The sequence below is a fragment of the Photobacterium halotolerans DSM 18316 genome (assembly GCF_000425165.1).
Taxonomy (GTDB): domain Bacteria; phylum Pseudomonadota; class Gammaproteobacteria; order Enterobacterales; family Vibrionaceae; genus Photobacterium; species Photobacterium halotolerans.
Window position 1 is genome coordinate 90719 of sequence record NZ_KE384324.1, and the last position, 17555, is coordinate 108273.

Here is a 17555-nt window from a genome sequence, read left to right on the forward strand (position 1 = left end):
TAATTCAAAGTGAATGGATTATTCAACGATTGCCAAGATGTCATTTTCAGACATGATGAGAACTTCTTTACCGTCGATCTTCTCAGACTTGGTGGCATACCCTTCAGCGAAGATAACGCTGTCGCCAACCTTAACGTCCAATGGCTGCACAGAACCATTCTCCAGAATGCGGCCCTTGCCTACAGCTAAGACTGTACCGCGGGTCGATTTTTCTGCAGCAGAACCAGTCAGAACGATGCCACCAGCAGATTTTGATTCAACTTCCTGGCGCTCAACGATCACTCGGTCATGTAAAGGACGAATATTCATCGGGTCGTCTCTCCTGATTTTGGTAATATCTATGGGTTGTTAGAAAGCAGGACGGTGTTTAGTTCCATCCCGCCAAAACTGATACTTAGACATGTTGGGTCGTTTTTCTGGAACCCAAGTCCTGACGATGATTTTTTTTATTTTTTGTGCCAGATTTTTTGCCCGATCACATTCTTTGCATTAGGGTGTGCAGGCAAAGACAGACCTGAGAGCCTTATGACCCAAACTGTACGACCTGATAAACACGGTTTACTGTCCGATCCTATCCCGGAAGTCCTGCAGCGCCTGACCATCCCTATGGTGTTTGGTATGGTCGCTATCCTGATGTTTAACCTGGTCGATACCTTTTTCATTGCTTTGCTGGGCACCCAGGCTCTGGCGGCAGTCAGTTTCACCTTTCCGGTCACGTTTGCCATCAACTCTATCACCATGGGCGTGGGCGTCGGGCTATCCGCCTGCATTGGCCGTCTGCTGGGCAGCGGCCGTAGTCAGGCGGCAGCCAGGGTCTCCAGCCATGGTTTGTTACTGGCGCTGCTGTTGGTGGTCCTCGCGGTGATCGCCGGGCTGCTGACCATCACCCCGCTGTTCCGCCTGCTGGGTGCCGAAGACAGCCTGCTGCCGATTATTCGTGACTATATGCAGATCTGGTATCTGGCGATCCCGCTGCTGGTCATTCCCATGGCCGGTAACAGTGCGATCCGGGCCACAGGCGATGCGAGATCGCCGGCGAAAATCATGATGCTGGCCGGAGTGATCAACGGCGTGCTCGATCCCCTGCTGATTTTTGGCTACGGCCCTTTTCCGGAACTGGGTGTGCGCGGCGCGGCCATTTCCAGCGGCGTCAGCTGGGCGGTTGCATTAGTCTGGTCGTTGCGGATATTGATTGTGCGCGAAAAGCTGCTGGCGATACCGGATCTCCGGCTGATCTTTGCGGACTGGCGACAGATACTGCACATAGGGACCCCGGCCGGGCTGTCCAACGCCCTGGCGCCTTTATCCAATGCGCTGGTGATGGTCCTGCTGGCCAGCCAGGGCACCGCCTCGGTCGCCGCCTATGGCGCGGCTATGCGGGTGGAATCGCTGCTGATGCTGGTCATGTTCGCCCTGAGCTCGGCCCTGATGCCTTTCATGGCGCAGAATTTCGGCGCACAGCAGCCCAGACGGGCCTTCGATGCCCTGTTCACGGCCATGAAATTTGCGCTGGGCTTTCAGCTACTGGTGTTTGTGATGATGGTGCCGCTGAGCTGGCCCATCTCACTCATGTTCAGTCAGGATGAAGCGGTACAGACCCAGTTGTGGCATTACCTGATACTGGTACCGGCCAGCTACGGGTTGCTGGCCGTGTGCATGCAATTGATCAATGTCCTGAATGCCATGCACCTGTCCTTTCAGGCCCTGCTGTGGAATCTGATCCGTCTGTTCGGCCTGCTGCTGCCGGCAGCCTGGGTTGGCAGCCAGATCAATAGTACTGAAGGGTTATTTACCGGGATCGCCGTGGCCAATGGGCTGTGCGGCCTGGCGGCACTGGGGTATGCGCGCAGGCTGCACCGGGAGCATGTCAGCTCAGGGCACCAACAGGAAGCCAGCTCGCCTTCACGCTCGCGATAGCTGCCGCTGACAGTTGCGCCTCAAATGGATTTCCGCCTACGCGGCTATCCATTTATTTTATTTAAATCAACATCTTAATAAATCACTCAGTGCAGCCGGTGCTGATCATCATCATCTGAGTTGTCTTTCTTCTCTTTCTCATCTTTGTCTTTGCGCTCAAATTCACCGTCAAACACATCACCGTTTTGATCGCGGTGGAAAGGGTCGCGGTCTGAAAACGGCCCTTGCGGACCGAAGCCACCGCCAAAACCGCTCTGATGCATACTCTGCACTTTCACTTTAGCCATCAGAAATTTCGCCAGCGCGGCACGTGGCCCGGGCAGTAACACCACCAGCCCCATAGCATCTGTCATAAAGCCCGGTGTCAGCAGCAGCACACCGGCGACCGCCAGCATCACACCTTCCACAATTTGCTGGGCGGGCAATTCCCCCTTATTCAGCCTGTCCTGCACCGACATCAGGGTCGCAATGCCCTGGCTGCGAACCAGTGAGGCGCCGACCACAGCCGTCAGCAGTACAAGCAGCAGGGTCGGCCACAGACCAATGACACCGCCAACCTGGACAAACAGGGCGATCTCTATGATGGGAACCAGGATAAATAAAAACAAAAGTACCGGAAACACAAACACCCCTTATGCAGGCTGGCGACTAATGAGGAAACTACCGTCCACAGCTGAACTGCGGCCACATAGCGTAAAGATGCCGCCTATGATGGCGAGATTGCCCTGATTTTCAACCATAGCAGCAGAGGCTTTTAGCTGGATCACCTTTCTGCATCGATTTTTTGCCGCTGGCTCGGCTGAGGACCCGAAACAAAGCGCGCTTAGTGCACTTTGCCAAACCTGCCGGAAGCTATAATTGCCTGAGAACACTGACAATGAAACTCAGCCTGATTTCTCGGGTCTGACACTTTGTCCCCTTATGGGGTATATTGACAACATCAAGACGCCATCTTCAAGCCTATGACCCGAGACAGAACGAGCCCGAATCCGATGACTATACTGCGACACTTACCCATTACGCGTTTATTTGTCTTCAGCCTGCTGATACTCAGCCTGCCGCTGCGGGCGGAATTTTCTCTGCCGGGGCTGACAGCTTCATCGGATCAGAACAGTTTTGTCCCTGTTGATCAGGCCTTTGCTTTTAACTTTTCGCAGAGCGCCGATCAACTGGTGCTCGACTGGCAGGTCAAACCGGGTTACTACCTGTATCAGCATCAGTTTTCTGTGGTGGCAAACGGGGCCAGCATCGGCGATATCCGGCTGCCGGCAGGCACACCCTACAAAGATGAATTTTTCGGCGAGGTCCAGATTTACCCTGAGTCTCTGGCACTCACAGTGCCCATCACCCAGGCCAATGACAACGCGACCCTGACCGTCCGCTATCAGGGCTGCGCCAAAGCCGGTTTCTGTTATCCGCCCGAAACCCGCGAAGTACCTCTGTTTGCCACCGCCTCCGCCGCGGGTACGCCTTTGTCAGACCAGGAACCAATCCAAGCCAAGCTGATAGTAAGCACTGACAATCAAGCTGCAACTGTGGCCCCCTCCGCTTCGGCCGGACAACCGCTCAGCAGCAGTGCGCCACTGAGCCAGCAGGATCAGCTGGCCAGCGATCTGGCCCAGCAATGGTGGACGCCGCTGCTGTTTCTGGCGCTGGGCATAGGGCTGGCGTTCACGCCCTGTGTGCTGCCTATGTACCCGATCCTGACCGGTATCGTGTTGGGTCGCGGCCAGCTCAGCAGCGGACGCACTTTCACCCTGGCTCTCACCTATGTCCAGGGCATGGCACTGACTTACACCTTACTGGGGTTAGTGGTCGCTTCGGCGGGCATGCAGTTTCAGGCGGCCTTGCAGCATCCGTATGTCCTTATTGGCCTGAGCATTCTCTTTGTCGTATTGGCGTTGTCTATGTTCGGCGTCTACAACCTGCAGCTCCCTTCCAGTGTCCAGACCTGGCTCAATCAGCTGAGCAATCAGCAGAAAGGCGGCCAGCTCGGCGGCGTATTTGCGATGGGTGCCATTTCCGGCCTGGTTTGCTCGCCGTGCACCACGGCACCCTTATCCGGCGCCTTGATTTACGTTGCCCAAAGCGGTGACTTACTGACTGGCGCAGTCGCCCTGTATGCCCTGGCGACAGGCATGGGGATCCCGCTGATTCTGGTCGCCATGTTCGGTCACCGCCTGCTGCCGAAAGCGGGCGCCTGGATGGGCAGCGTTAAAATGTTCTTCGGCCTGGTGCTGCTGGCTGTGCCGCTGTTCCTGCTGGAACGCATACTGCCCGCAAACCTGATGCCGTATTTATGGGCCGCCTTCGGACTGGGTGCCTTCGGCTGGCTGTACCATGTCAAACAGGGCATGGCCCATTCCTGGCGCAGCAGCCTGGTGGGCGTCATTGCCATCATCGGTCTGCTCGGCTCGCTGCTGCCCGTCTATCAGGGGCTGACCGGCACCCGGCCACACGCCGTGCCGCAGAACACACCTGAGATAACTTTTCAGCGCGTGGCCAGCATGGATGAGCTGAACACAGCACTGGCCCAGGCCAAAGCCGAAGGCAAACCTGTAATGCTGGATTTTTACGCCGACTGGTGTGTCGCCTGCAAAGAGTTTGATAAGTACACTTTCCACGATGCCAGCGTGGCGCCAGAATTACAGCGTTTCGTCCTGTTGCAGGCCGATGTCACCGACACGAATCCGGACGACATCCAACTGCTGCAAAAGATGAATGTGCTGGGACTGCCGACGCTGGATTTCTGGCATGCCGATGGCGAACAGGCGCCGAAAGCCCGCCTGACCGGTTTCGTGGAAGCGGAACCCTTTCTCGATCACCTGAAAGCCAACCAGCTGATCGGCCAGTAAGCCGGGAAGTATTCCCTGCCGGCATAAAATACCGCCAAGACAGACACGGGAACGGATCCAGTTCGTATCTTGGCGGTGAACAAATTGATCTGGCATTTCAGCAATGCTAGCGTTAGGAAAAACAAGAAGCTTAATGTCATGGACGCTCAGTACACTATAGTCATTGCCGATGACCACCCACTGTTTCGAAACGCCCTGTTTCAGTCAGTGCACATGGCGGTCAGCAAGGCCAATCTGCTGGAAGCAGATTCGCTCGATACCCTGTTACAGCTGCTTGATAAAGAACCGGATGTTGATCTCGTGCTGCTGGATTTAAAAATGCCGGGCGCCAATGGCATGTCCGGTCTGATCCAGCTTCGTGCCCAGCACCCGGAACTGCCGGTCGTGGTGGTGTCTGCCAATGAAGACACTTCCGTCATCCGCCAGGTCCGTCATCACGGTGCTTTCGGCTTTATTCCCAAATCCAGCGATATGCGTGAGCTGATCAGCGCTCTGAATCAGGTGCTGGACGGAGAACCCTATTTTCCACCGGGGATCGGTGAAGATGAAGACGACCCCGAGCTGGATGCACTGGCGGCCCGTATCGCCACCCTGACACCGCAACAATACAAAGTGCTGTGCATGCTGTCCGATGGCCTGCTCAACAAGCAGATCGCCTATGAGCTCAATGTCTCCGAAGCCACCATCAAGGCACACATGACGGCCATTTTCCGCAAGCTCGGGGTAAAAAACCGCACTCAGGCGGTTATCCTGTTAAATGAACTCAGTGATGAGTGAGTGATCACTCACTCTTATCACCCTGTTCCGGATCGTCTTCTGGCAGGCGTAAGCCAACCTTAGTGACCTGCCAGTTGGCGATATCAGCCACCACCCAGTGCAGGCCATTCCATTCAAAGTTATCACCCAGTACCTGATTGGTGCCCAGATGCTGAATGACCAGATCTTTCAGCGTCATGGCCGGATTGACCTCACCTAACTCCAGGCCATAAGCGATCGCCACGTCTGCCAGCCTGGCGTCGGCATCGAGAAAAAAGTCACCAAAGAAACGCGCCAGCTCGGCTTTCTCCGGCGCTTCGCAGAACAGCAGACTGAGGGCTTCCAGATCTTTCTCCTGTGCCAGCACGCACAGGGTATCTCCCTCTTCCAGCCGGGTACTGCCCGACGGGTGCAGCAATTGCTGACCCCGGAACACAGCTGCAATCCGGGTACACGGCGGCAGTGACACGTTACGCAAAGGCTCGCCGATACACCACTTATCCGCTTTCATGTTATAGACAAACAGCTCCCACTCACTGGTGGGAAACACTTCCACCCCGGTACGGGACACCGGCTCGGGACGAGGCGGCAGCTCCACTCTGGCCAGCGACATGGCTTTGGTCAGGGTTCCCCCCTGCAGGATCAGCGACACCATGACCACGAAAAAAGCCAGATTAAAATACAACTGGGCATTGGGCAGTCCCGCCATCATAGGGAATACCGCCAGAATAATGGGGACGGCGCCACGCAGACCGACCCAGGAAATAAACCATTTTTCCCGCGCCGTGAAGCTGCGAAACGGCAGCAGGCTGATCCAGACCGATATCGGACGGGCAAAGACAATCATCCCGAACGCCAGTGCCAGTCCGGGCAGTGCAATCGCAATCAGATTCGACGGGGTGACCAGCAGGCCTAATACCAGGAACATACAGATCTGGCTGAGCCAGGTCATGCCATCCAGCACGTTGAGGATCGAATGACGACAGCGCGTCGGGCGATTACCCAGCAGTAACCCCACCAGATAAATCGATAAAATACCGCTGCCACCCAAAGCGTTTGAAATGGCAAAAATCATCAATCCGCCACTGACCGCTAGGATTGAATACAGGCCTTCCGGCAGATGATTACGATTTATCAGACGCCACAACAGCCAGCCTCCCGCCAGCCCGGCGATGGCGCCTATGCCAAACTGCCTGACAAAACTCAGGGCCAGAAAACCGGCGCCGAACTCTGTCCCCTGACTGCTGAGCACCGCAATCAGGGTCACGGTCAGAAACACCGCCATGGGATCATTGGTGCCCGATTCTATCTCCAGGGTTGAGCCAACCCGCTCATTCAGGCTGCGTCCTTTGAGCAGGGAAAACACCGCAGCGGCATCGGTCGAGCCGACAATCGCGCCCACCAGAATGCCCTGCAGCGGCTCGAGATCAAACAGCCAGATCGCCATCAGCCCGGTCAGACCGGTGGTGATCGCCACCCCTAAAGTGGCCAGCGCCACAGAGGGCCATAAGGCGACCCGGAAACTGGCCACCCGGGTCCGCATGCCGCCATCAAGCAAAATAATCGCCAGCGCCAGATTACTGACCAGATAAGCCAAGGAATAGTTATCAAATAAAATACCGCCCGGGCCGTCTTCACCGGCCATCATGCCGACGACCAGAAACACCAGCAGAATAGGAATGCCTAGCTTGGATGATACCGGGCTCAGGAGAACACTTAACGCAATCAGTAAAGCGCCAACCAGAAAAAAACCGTTAATGGTAATCGCGTCCACTCATCCTCCAAAAATTATTATTGATTCAGCAACCTGCTAACAAAACAGCTTGCTCCTGTATTTTGCCATAATATACAGCGACATTGAGAAAACTATATGTAAACAATTCCCCGATTTTGCCAGTATTTAACACTTATCAAACACGGTTACGCCCGCTGATGTACGGAGCAGCTCAGCGATAACAGCCTGATTTTTATCTGCTGACCGCCTTATACTTTCGGCTAACTTAACAGCAATTTAACATCCCATTTTTCTTGAGTCACATCACTAACTTTCTAAATTTAGCCAATATTTGCTGTTTTTTTGCCCGACTAAAGTTGCACTGTGCGTCTTCAATAAGCTTGCTATTGTCATCACGTAACATTTTTTTAACTGAAAAATGACTGACCATAGTAAGGAGATGACCATGGCGTTTGAATCCAAGGAGCAAGCGCAAGCCTACTGGAAGGAGAACCTGACCATTATGGGTTCTTTGCTTGCCATCTGGTTCCTCATGTCATACGGGGCAGGTGTGTTGTTTGTGGATGCCCTGAATCAGTTTCAGCTGGGCGGCTTTAAACTCGGCTTCTGGTTTTCACAACAAGGTTCCATTTACATCTTTGTTGCATTGATTTTTGTCTATGTCTACAAGATGAATGCGCTGGACCGCAAATTCAACGTTCACGAGGATTAAGGGAGTAGTCACTCATGGATATTCAAACCTGGACCTTCATACTGGTGGGTCTGTCTTTCGCACTCTATATCGGGATTGCTATCTGGTCCCGCGCGGGGTCAACCAGCGAGTTCTATGTCGCCGGCGGTGGTGTTCACCCTGTGGCTAACGGCATGGCAACCGCTGCTGACTGGATGTCTGCCGCTTCGTTCATTTCGATGGCAGGGATCATTTCGTTTGCCGGTTATGACGGCGGCGTGTACCTGATGGGCTGGACCGGCGGTTATGTGCTGCTGGCACTGTGTCTTGCCCCTTACCTGCGTAAATTCGGCAAATTCACTGTGCCGGACTTTATCGGCGACCGTTACTACTCCCGCACTGCCCGTATGGTCGCTGTGTTCTGTGCCATCTTTGTTTCTTTCACCTATGTAGCAGGACAAATGCGCGGCGTGGGCGTGGTCTTTGCCCGCTTCCTGGAAGTCGACATTAACGTCGGTATCATTATTGGTATGGCTATCGTGTTCTTCTATGCAGTGATGGGCGGCATGAAAGGCATTACCTACACCCAGGTTGCACAGTACTGCGTGCTGATCTTTGCCTTCATGGTGCCTGCCATCTTCACCTCTATCATGGTCACCGGCTCCGCGATTCCGCAAATCGGCTTCGGTTCGACCATCAGCGGCACGGATGTCTACCTGATGGACAAGCTGGAAGGCCTGAGTAGCGAGCTGGGCTTCACCTCCTACATTGACGGCTCCAAGAGCATGGTGGATGTGTTCTTCATCACCGCGGCTCTGATGGTCGGTACGGCAGGTCTGCCGCACGTGATCATCCGTTTCTTCACCGTACCTCGCGTGAAAGATGCCCGTATTTCTGCCGGCTGGGCACTGCTGTTCATTGCCTTCCTGTACACCACGGCGCCGGCTGTGGCAGCATTTGCCCGTATCAACATGTTTGAAACCTTAAACGGTCCGGACATGCAGGGGGTCGCGGCCGAGCAAGCACCAAGCTGGGTAACCAACTGGGAAAAAACCGGTCTGGTCGCCTGGGAAGACAAGAATGGCGACGGCAAAATGTTCTACTCTGGCGATGAGCGTAACGAGATGAACATCAACCGTGACATCATAGTACTGGCAAGTCCTGAGCTGGCCAAACTGCCAAACTGGGTGGTTGCCCTGCTGGCGGCGGGTGGCCTGGCGGCAGCACTGTCAACGGCGGCCGGTTTGCTGCTGGTGATCTCCACCTCGGTGGCGCATGACCTGCTCAAGAAAGGCTTCAAACCCAATATGACGGATAAACAGGAGCTGAGGGCGGCCCGGATCGGGGCGGCGCTGGCGATTATCGGTGCCGGCTATCTGGGGATTAACCCGCCGGGCTTTGTGGCACAGGTGGTGGCCTTCGCCTTCGGTCTGGCGGCCTCGTCCTTCTTCCCGGCGATTATCATGGGGATCTTCTACAAGAAGATGAACAAAGAAGGCGCGATCGCCGGTATGCTGAGCGGTATCCTGTTCACCGCGGCTTACATCATTTACTTCAAGTTCATCAACCCGGCGGCCAGCACCCCGGACAACTGGTGGTTCGGTATCAGCCCTGAAGGGATAGGTACCCTGGGTATGTGCGTGAACTTCGTGGTATCGATTGTGGTGAACAAGTTCACCGCAGAAGTCCCGGAAGATGTGCAGGAGCTGGTGGAATCTATCCGTTATCCGAAAGGATCGGGCGCAGCGCACAGCCACTGAACCAACCGACAGAATAACAACACTCAGTAGCAACAAACGGGGGAAACCCCGCCCGCTGACGGAGCCATGATGGCTCCGTTTTTTTTATGCGCAGAGCAGGTGCGGCGTTTCACCCTCTCTCCGCCACATCTGAGCTGCAGTGACGTTTACGACCGCAGGATGCCACAGCGCATCCTCTAACTACTGATCCTCGCCTGCGCGTACTGATTCAGCAAAGAGCGCAGTTTCAGCGGCTTTACCGGCTTGCTGATAAAGGCAAAGCCTTTGCTGCGGATCGTCTGCTGCGTTTCCGGCAGCCTGTCGGCACTGATGATCACGCCTTTGAACACCGGCCCCAGCTTAGCTTCGCACTCGATCAGCACATCCAGGCCGGTTTCCAGCTCAGTGAGATGGTAGTCGCTGAAAATCACATCTGGCACCCAGCCATCGTCACATTGTGCCAGCGCGGCCGACACAGATTCCGCCAGCCGGATGTCGCAGCCCCAGCGGCTGAGCAGACTGTCCATGCCGGTCAGTATGTCCTTCTCGTTATCAACACAGAGCACCCGGGTTCCGGACAAGGGTAACGACTGTTCCGGCGCAGCCTGCGGTTTTTCTTCCGGCAGATGCATCGCCTGTCCCCGGCGCACAGACAGTGCGAACACTGTGCCCTCGCCCAGCCAGGAGCGCAGTGACAACGGATGATCCATCACCCGGCTGATCCCCCGGGCTATCGCCAGCCCGAGGCCGAGACCATGATCGCCGCGCCCGCGGTCTATACGGGTGAATTCATCAAAAATGTTGGCCTGCTTCTCTTGCGGTATCCCGGGACCGTTATCCCAGACCTCTATCCTGAGCTGACTACCAACCCGCCGCACCCCCAGCAGCACTTTGCCACCCGGATTATAGCGAAATGCATTGGTCAGAAAATTTTGCAGTGCCCGGCGCAGCAACCTGGGATCGGAATGCACCAGCGCCTTGCTGTCTACCACGGAAAAATCTATGCCCTGCTGTCTGGCCAGGGCGCTGAATTCGGCATTGAGCGTATTGAACACATCGCTGAGCGGGAACACATGAACATTAACCTGCAGCTTACCGGCCTCCAGGCGCGACACATCGAGCAGATCACCAATCAGATCCTCGGCTGCACCCAGGGCGCTCTCAATATGGTGCGCCAGTTTAGTGCTTTCCTCATCCTTGGCCACTTCAGACAGCGACGATGAAAACAGGCGGGCCGCATTGAGCGGCTGCATCAGATCATGGCTGACGGCGGCCAGAAAGCGGCTTTTCGACTGGGCCTGCTGCTCGGCATGCTGAGTGGCCGAGACCAGCCGGCGGTTGAGCTGCTCCAGCTCTTGTGTTCGCTGCCGCACCCTGGCCTCCAGGTTTTCATTGGCTTCTTTAAGCGCTTCCTCTGCCTGACGAAATGCCGTGATATCGGTAAAGCTCATAACGAAACCGCCGCCCGGCATCGGATTGCCCTGCACTTCAATCACCCGTCCGTCCGGCCGGATCCGGGAAGAGGTATGCGCCGTGCCGTGCTGCAGGTGCTTGACCCGCTTGGCGACATGAACTTCAGGATCCCCCGGTCCGCACAACCCCAGACGCGCATTATGGCGGATCACATCCGCAATCGGCCGCCCGACCTGGATCAAACCGGGCGGGAAAGAAAACAGCTCCAGATAACGCTGGTTCCAGGCCACCAGCCGCAGCTGTTTATCCACCACGGCAATCCCCTGACTGATGTGTTCAATGGCGCCCTGCAGTAGTCCGCGGCTGAAATCAAACAGTTCAGAGGCTTCATCGACTATGGTGGCCACTTCTTCCAGCTGCATATTGCGCCCCTGCAATGCCGAGGTCAGCACTAAACGGGCCGAAGAGGCACCAAACACCCCCGCCAGTACCCGTTCGGTATGGCGAATCAGGCTGGCCGGCGCCTGCTGCTGAGGCTGAAAAGTGAACTGGTGCTGCTGGGCAAAGTGGGTGAAGGCCTGACGCATCCGCTTGCGACCGACAAACCGCGCCGCCAGCAGTTCAAGCTCAGACACTGTCACCCTGGCCTGGTACAGCCTGGCGTCGTCGGCCTCCGGCATCGGCGCGCCGACAAAAGTGGCGGCCTGCAGGCGCTCGGTCAGTGATGAGCGGGTCACCATAGACACCAGAACGTAGAGCAGCAGGTTGGTCGTGAGGCTGATCAGCATGCCCCAGTCCACTGTGGTTAACTCGCTCAGTACCGGCAGGGAAGGCGGTGTCAGCAACCACAGCAACAGGTTAGTGTCAGCACTGCCGGCCAGCATACCTGTCTGGCTCATCAGGGTGATCACCCACAGCGCGGTGCCGCCCAGCATACCGGCGTAGACACCGTTGCGGTTGCCCTCGCGCCAGTAAATTCCCCCCAGCAACGCCGGGGCGAACTGGGCAATCGCCGCAAAGGATAACAGCCCGATCGCCGACAGCGATTCGATTTCATCCAGCACTTCATGAAAGCCCCAGGCCGCCAGCAGCAGCAACAGGATCAGGCCGCGGCGGATATTGAGCAGCAGGCCGGAAAACGCCGCATGGTTACGGCTCGATACCCGCAGCCGGCGCAGCAACAAAGGCAGCACCAGATCGTTGGATGCCATGATGGCCAGGGCGATGGTCGAGACAATCACCATGCCGCTGGCCGCTGAGGTGCCGCCCAGAAAAGCCAGCAAGGCGATGGTGTCGGCCCCTTGCAGCAACGGCAGGTTGATCACATAGGTATCGGCGGGCACATCCGGCAGCAGCACTTTCCCGGCCAGTGCCAGCGGCACCACGAAAATGCCCATCAACAGCAGATACACAGGGAACACCCGGCGGGCAAGGTGCAGATCGGGGGCGTGGGTATTTTCCACCACAGTCGTATGGAACTGGCGCGGCAGACAGATAATCGCCGTCATGGTCAGCAAAGTATGAATAATAAAACTGCCGGCATTGATATCCATCGACGGCAGCACGGACACGTCCAGCTGGCTCAGTGCCAGCGCCGGCATATCCCACCACAGCAGCATGACAAACAGCCCCACCACCAGAAAGGCCGCCAGCTTGATCAAAGATTCAAATGCCACTGCCATCATCATGCCGCGATGGTGCTCAGTGGTATCAAGATGACGGGTGCCGAACAGCACAGTAAAAGCGGCCAGCGCCAGGGTCACCAGCCAGGCGATATCGCCGTCATTGAGGGTGCTGTTGCGGGTCAGATCAGGGGCCACCTGGGCCAGCCCCATGGTGATCCCCCGCAGCTGCAGGGCGATATAAGGCAGAATACCGGCAGTGGCAATCAGGGTGACCAGCACCGCCAGCCCCTGAGATTTGCCATAGCGGGCGGCGATAAAATCGGCAATCGAGGTGATATGTTCGCGCTTGGCGATCAGGATCAGGCGGGCAAAAATACGCCAGCCAAAGGTGAAGACCAGAATGGGTGCCAGGTAGATCGGCAGAAACGACCACAGATCCCGGCTGGCCTGACCAACGGTGCCGTAAAACGTCCAGGAGGTGCAGTAGACCGCAATCGACAGACTGTATATCCAGGGGCGCCAGCGGGACATCCAGCCGGTATGTTTATCGCCGTACCAGGCAATGAAAAACAATAGCCCAAGATAGGCCAGTGATACCGGCACGACTATCCATCCCTGCTCCATAGGATCTCCCTGAAAAATATTCCCTGATTCGGCCCCGTGCCCGGGGCCGAGTGTACCTCACTCTCGGGTGAGTATCCGTCCGGCAGGTCACATCTCACCGGCCAGACTGCTGTGCTTAATGCACTTCGCGCGCCGCCCTCGGTTCGGTCTGGGGCGATTCATCAATGCTCATCAGCAATACCGGCAGCCCCATGATGGCCATCAGCCAGAACACATCAGCCCCCCACCAGCCGTATCCCCAGCCGCTCAGAGTGGTCAGCGCCGCCATGACCGCACCCAGCGGCAAGGCATTGTACAGCGCCTGCAGGGCAACCATCTGGTGGCTTTGCGCATGCTGAATATAACGAATTGCCGCCAGATGCGCCGCCGCAAAGGTCACGCCATGCAGCGCCTGCGTCAGCACCAGCATCGGCAGTTCTGTCATGGTCGCGGTCAGTCCCCAGCGCAACAAGACACCCGCCGCCGCCAGCCGGAACATGGCTGCCACACTCCAGCCGGCAAACAACCGCTTGCTGAGTGCAAACACCGCAACCTCAGCGATCACACTGAAACTCCACAAATAACCACTCACCGCTTCGCTGTAACCGATCGTCTTCCAGTACATGGCGCTGAAACTGTAATACGCGGCGTGGCTCCCCTGCAGCAGGGCCACAATGATCAGAAAACGCATCACCCGTTTATCGCGCAGAATCCCCAGTAACGGAGGCCGGGGCTGGCGTACTGTGGTGGCTTCGCTTGGCAATACAGTCGGCTGGCGCAACGACAATAACAGGGCGGCACCCAGCCCGCCAACCGCTACCCAGGGGATCACCGCCGCGCCAAACTCGGCGGCCGCCATACCGGCTATGGTCGAACCGACAATAAAAGCGATCGATCCCCACAGCCGGGTTCGACCATAGTCTAAATGCCCGTGTTTGGCGTAATAATTAGCCAGACTGTCTGTCAGCGGGATCACCGGCCCGACGAGAATATTGAACAGTACAATCACGGCTGTCAGTGCGATCAGATTACCGCTGACCATCACAAATGACACGCAGCAGATCAAGCTGAGTACCGCCAGCCAGCGCAACGCCGGCAACAGGTGTTCCACCTGATGTACCCTGGGCGTCAGCACCATATTGGCAAAACAGCGCACTCCCAGGCCCAGGCCCAGCAACACACCGATATCACCGGCCGGTATGCCCAGTGAATTCAGCCAGACGGCCCAAAACGGCAGATACACGCCATAGTTAAAGTAAAAGCCGAACATGTACTGTGCTGTCCAGCCAAACGGGCTACTTCTTAACATTTCAAAACCCTGCTGCATGAAAATGGTCGCCATTATGCCTGTCGGGCACATGGCAGGAAAGGCGGCAGCGAAGTTATTGGCCCAGATCCCACGCATTATCCCGCCTGTGACAGCACAGCGGCTGTCTGGCCGTCTCCTAGACTAAAGTCGGCTGGAGCAAAAGCGGGCACTGGGCGACACTGCTTAGCAGAGGATTCACCATCACCACTGTGCACACCCGCACCACTTGCGCCAGTACCACAAAGCGAGAGAGCAATGCCGGATACCTTTAATACCTCACTGATCCCTTTTGACCGGCTGGATGGCAGCCAGCAGAACGCACTGCTCAAGGCACTGGATGTGGCGTATTTTCGCAGTGGTGAGGTGATCATCCGGGCCGGCGATCCCTGCCAGTCGCTGCACATCATTATTAAAGGCAGCGTGGAAGAAACCTCGGCGGACCGGCAAGAGCACTTTGCCCACTACACCACAGATGACCTTTTTGATGTACGCGCCCAGTTCAGCGGTCACAGCCGCCACCAGTACCGGGCCACAGAAGATACGCTGTGCTACCTGCTCCCTCAGGAACACTTTACCGCGCTGTGCCGGCACAATCCGGCGTTCGCGGCTTATTTCAACAGCGATCTGGCCACCCGCCAGCAATTACTTGAGCAGGCCCATCAGCAGCAGAATCTGGCGGAATTTATTCTGACCCGTGTCCGCCAGGACAACATTCAGCCCTGTCTGATCCTGCCCGCCGACACCGATCTGCGTACTGCCACCGAACAGATGCGCCAGCGCAACTGTGACGCGGCTTTCACCCTAGTGGATGACACGGCAGAGCAGGCCGAACACAGGTTTGGCATAGTCACCCGTACCGATCTGCTGCACGCCGTGATGCTGGATAACCTCACTGGCGACACAGCAGTGGGCCAGATCGCCACCTCGCCGGTGATCAGCATTGAGCTGGGGGCGTATCTGTTCAAGGCCATGATCACCATGACCCGGCACAAGGTCAAACGCGTGCTGGTCACACAGGGCAATGACATCGCCGGTATGCTGGATATGACCCAGGTACTGAGCCTGTTTTCCACCCATTCCCATGTGCTGGCGCTGCGTATCGCCCGTGCCACCCGCATAGAGGAACTGGCACTGGCGGCAGCCAGCCAGCGGGCACTGGTAGAGACACTGTTCAACAACGGCATTCATACCCGTTTTCTGATGGAGCTGATTGCCAGTATTAATGAACAGATTATTGAAAAAGCCTTTCAGCTGGTGGTGCCTGAGCAATGGCAGCCGCTCTGCTGCCTGCTGGTGCTGGGCTCAGAAGGCCGCGGTGAGCAAATTCTGAAAACCGATCAGGATAACGCCCTGATCCTCGCTGATGGCGTCGACTGGCCCGAGTGCCGGGCTGTAATGGCGCAACTGAGCGACACCCTGTGCCAGCTCGGTTACCCGCCCTGCCCGGGCCGGGTCATGGTCAATAACCCGGACTGGGTCCAGAGCGTCTCCGGCTGGCAGCGCACCGTGCAGACATGCTGCGATAAAGGCGATGAAACCGCCATGATGACACTGGCGATCCTGGCGGATGCTCAGGCCGTTGCCGGTCACAGGCAGTTGCTGACACCGGTCAAAAGCCGCCTGTATCAAAGACTCAGCAGTCAGGAATTACTGCTGGCAACCTTTGCCCGCCCGGCGCTCAGGTTCAGCGTCCCCCTGACCCTGTTCGGCCAGATCAAGCGCGGTAAAAGCGGACCGGACATCAAGCGGGGCGGTATTTTCCCGATTGTTCACGGCATCAGAACTCTGGCACTCGAACACAACGTGACAGACACCAACACCTTTCGCCGCCTGGCCGTGCTGGAACAGCGCCAGGTGCTGGAGCCGAGTACGGCGTCCAATCTGAGCGAAGCACTGAAACTCTTCATCCGCCTCAGGCTGCGCCAGCAGCTCAGCCTGCCAGCGGATACGGTCTCAGCCGGACAGCATCATCTGTTGGATCTGGCCTCACTCAGCCGGGCGGAGCGCGATCTCTTGCGACACAGTCTGCATGTGGTGAAAAAATTTAAAGAATGGCTCAGCTATCACTACCAGCTCAGAGACTGATACTAAGGAATGGTGAGATGAAATGAATATTCTGCGTCGCTGGTGGTATCAGTACAAATTCCGCCATCACCCGATACACGCCCTGTTTCAGCGCTATCGCGGCGATGAGCTGGTGTCGGTTGACTGTGAAACCACCAGCCTGGATCCCGCCAGCGCGGAGCTGGTGACCATTGCGGCAACCCGCATCAAAGCCAACCGGATTCTGACCAGTGAGTCGCTGTATCTGACCCTGAGCCCGCCCGACAGCCTGAGCGCGGCCTCGGTGACCATCCACAAGATGCGCCATCAGGATCTCAGTCACGGCCTGGCGCCCAGAGAGGCCCTGACCCTGCTGCTGGAATTCATCGGCAACCGGCCCCTGGTCGGCTATCACATCCGGTATGATAAGGCGATTCTCGACCGCTATTTCAAGCGTCTGTTCGGGTTTGCCCTGCCCAATAAGCTGGTCGAAGTCAGCCACCTGTACCATGAGCAGCTGGAGCGCCAGTTGCCCAATACCTGTTACGATCTGAGCCTTGAGGCCATCAGCCGGCATTTGGGCCTGCCGCACCCGGAACGGCACGATGCCCTGCAGGACAGCATTACTGCCGCCCTGATCTATGTCCGGCTCAAGCACGGGGATCTGCCCGCTCTGACCTCACCCTTGTGAGGACTTTTAGCTCGCTCCCCCTCCAACCAGCCTGGCGAAAAATAATGTAAGCCAATGCAAATACACAGAAAAAGCCATGACAGCGCACACTCATCCTAAAGTCTAATTGAGCCTGTTCCGAATCTGGCTCAAGTTAACACAACTATAATGATCAATGATCCGGTCCGCGCAGGACGAAGACGGAAACACAAGGAGAATG

General features: G+C 56.7%; 12 protein-coding genes. 7 read left to right on the forward strand and 5 right to left on the reverse strand.

Features of this window, described 5'->3' with window-relative positions; translation table 11 throughout:
• Nucleotides 1-18: 18 nt before the first annotated feature.
• The gene (locus H511_RS0120895; RefSeq protein WP_027254091.1) at nt 19-309 is read right to left on the reverse strand and encodes a co-chaperone GroES; all 291 of its coding nucleotides are present in this window, start codon (nt 307-309) and stop codon (nt 19-21) included.
• Between the two features lie 216 nt (nt 310-525).
• Between H511_RS0120895 and H511_RS23870 the strand changes: the two genes are divergently transcribed.
• Nucleotides 526-1917, forward strand: a complete 1392-nt coding sequence (locus tag H511_RS23870; protein ID WP_051288345.1) for an MATE family efflux transporter — start codon at nt 526-528, stop codon at nt 1915-1917.
• Nucleotides 1918-2003: 86 nt separating this feature from the next.
• Here H511_RS23870 and H511_RS0120905 read toward each other — a convergent pair whose 3' ends face one another.
• On the reverse strand, nt 2004-2540 hold the full coding sequence (locus H511_RS0120905; RefSeq protein ID WP_027254092.1) for an FxsA family protein: 537 nt from the start codon (nt 2538-2540) through the stop codon (nt 2004-2006).
• A 369-nt stretch (nt 2541-2909) separates the two neighbouring features.
• Between H511_RS0120905 and H511_RS0120910 the strand changes: the two genes are divergently transcribed.
• Both H511_RS0120910 and H511_RS0120915 read left to right on the forward strand, forming a co-directional pair.
• A complete protein-coding gene (locus H511_RS0120910) occupies nt 2910-4772 on the forward strand; it encodes a protein-disulfide reductase DsbD (RefSeq protein ID WP_027254093.1) in 1863 nt (620 codons plus the stop codon).
• A gap of 138 nt (nt 4773-4910) precedes the next feature.
• The gene (locus H511_RS0120915) at nt 4911-5549 is read left to right on the forward strand and encodes a response regulator transcription factor (RefSeq protein WP_027254094.1); all 639 of its coding nucleotides are present in this window, start codon (nt 4911-4913) and stop codon (nt 5547-5549) included.
• A gap of 4 nt (nt 5550-5553) precedes the next feature.
• Here H511_RS0120915 and H511_RS0120920 read toward each other — a convergent pair whose 3' ends face one another.
• On the reverse strand, nt 5554-7302 hold the full coding sequence (locus H511_RS0120920; RefSeq protein WP_027254095.1) for a potassium/proton antiporter: 1749 nt from the start codon (nt 7300-7302) through the stop codon (nt 5554-5556).
• Nucleotides 7303-7708: 406 nt separating this feature from the next.
• Here H511_RS0120920 and H511_RS0120925 point away from each other — a divergent pair, with 406 nt between their 5' ends.
• Nucleotides 7709-7975, forward strand: a complete 267-nt coding sequence (locus H511_RS0120925) for a DUF4212 domain-containing protein (protein WP_027254096.1) — start codon at nt 7709-7711, stop codon at nt 7973-7975.
• A gap of 14 nt (nt 7976-7989) precedes the next feature.
• A complete protein-coding gene (locus tag H511_RS0120930) occupies nt 7990-9693 on the forward strand; it encodes a sodium:solute symporter family protein (protein ID WP_027254097.1) in 1704 nt (567 codons plus the stop codon).
• Between the two features lie 176 nt (nt 9694-9869).
• On the opposite strand, the gene H511_RS0120935 is transcribed toward H511_RS0120930, so the two are convergent.
• Together H511_RS0120935 and H511_RS0120940 are read right to left on the reverse strand one after the other, a co-directional pair.
• Nucleotides 9870-13334: a PAS domain-containing hybrid sensor histidine kinase/response regulator gene (locus H511_RS0120935; protein WP_027254098.1), complete on the reverse strand. Its 3465-nt coding sequence runs from the start codon at nt 13332-13334 to the stop codon at nt 9870-9872.
• A 115-nt stretch (nt 13335-13449) separates the two neighbouring features.
• Nucleotides 13450-14622 (reverse strand): 3-phenylpropionate MFS transporter, encoded by a 1173-nt coding sequence (locus H511_RS0120940; RefSeq protein ID WP_027254099.1) that lies wholly within the window; start codon nt 14620-14622, stop codon nt 13450-13452.
• 255 nt (nt 14623-14877) lie between these two features.
• Here H511_RS0120940 and H511_RS0120945 point away from each other — a divergent pair, with 255 nt between their 5' ends.
• Together H511_RS0120945 and H511_RS0120950 are read left to right on the forward strand one after the other, a co-directional pair.
• Nucleotides 14878-16707 carry a DUF294 nucleotidyltransferase-like domain-containing protein gene (locus tag H511_RS0120945; RefSeq protein ID WP_027254100.1) on the forward strand — a complete coding sequence of 610 codons (1830 nt, stop codon included), beginning with the start codon at nt 14878-14880 and terminating at the stop codon, nt 16705-16707.
• A gap of 22 nt (nt 16708-16729) precedes the next feature.
• Nucleotides 16730-17356, forward strand: coding sequence for a 3'-5' exonuclease (locus H511_RS0120950; RefSeq protein WP_027254101.1), 627 nt, complete (start codon nt 16730-16732; stop codon nt 17354-17356).
• Nucleotides 17357-17555: the final 199 nt, after the last annotated feature.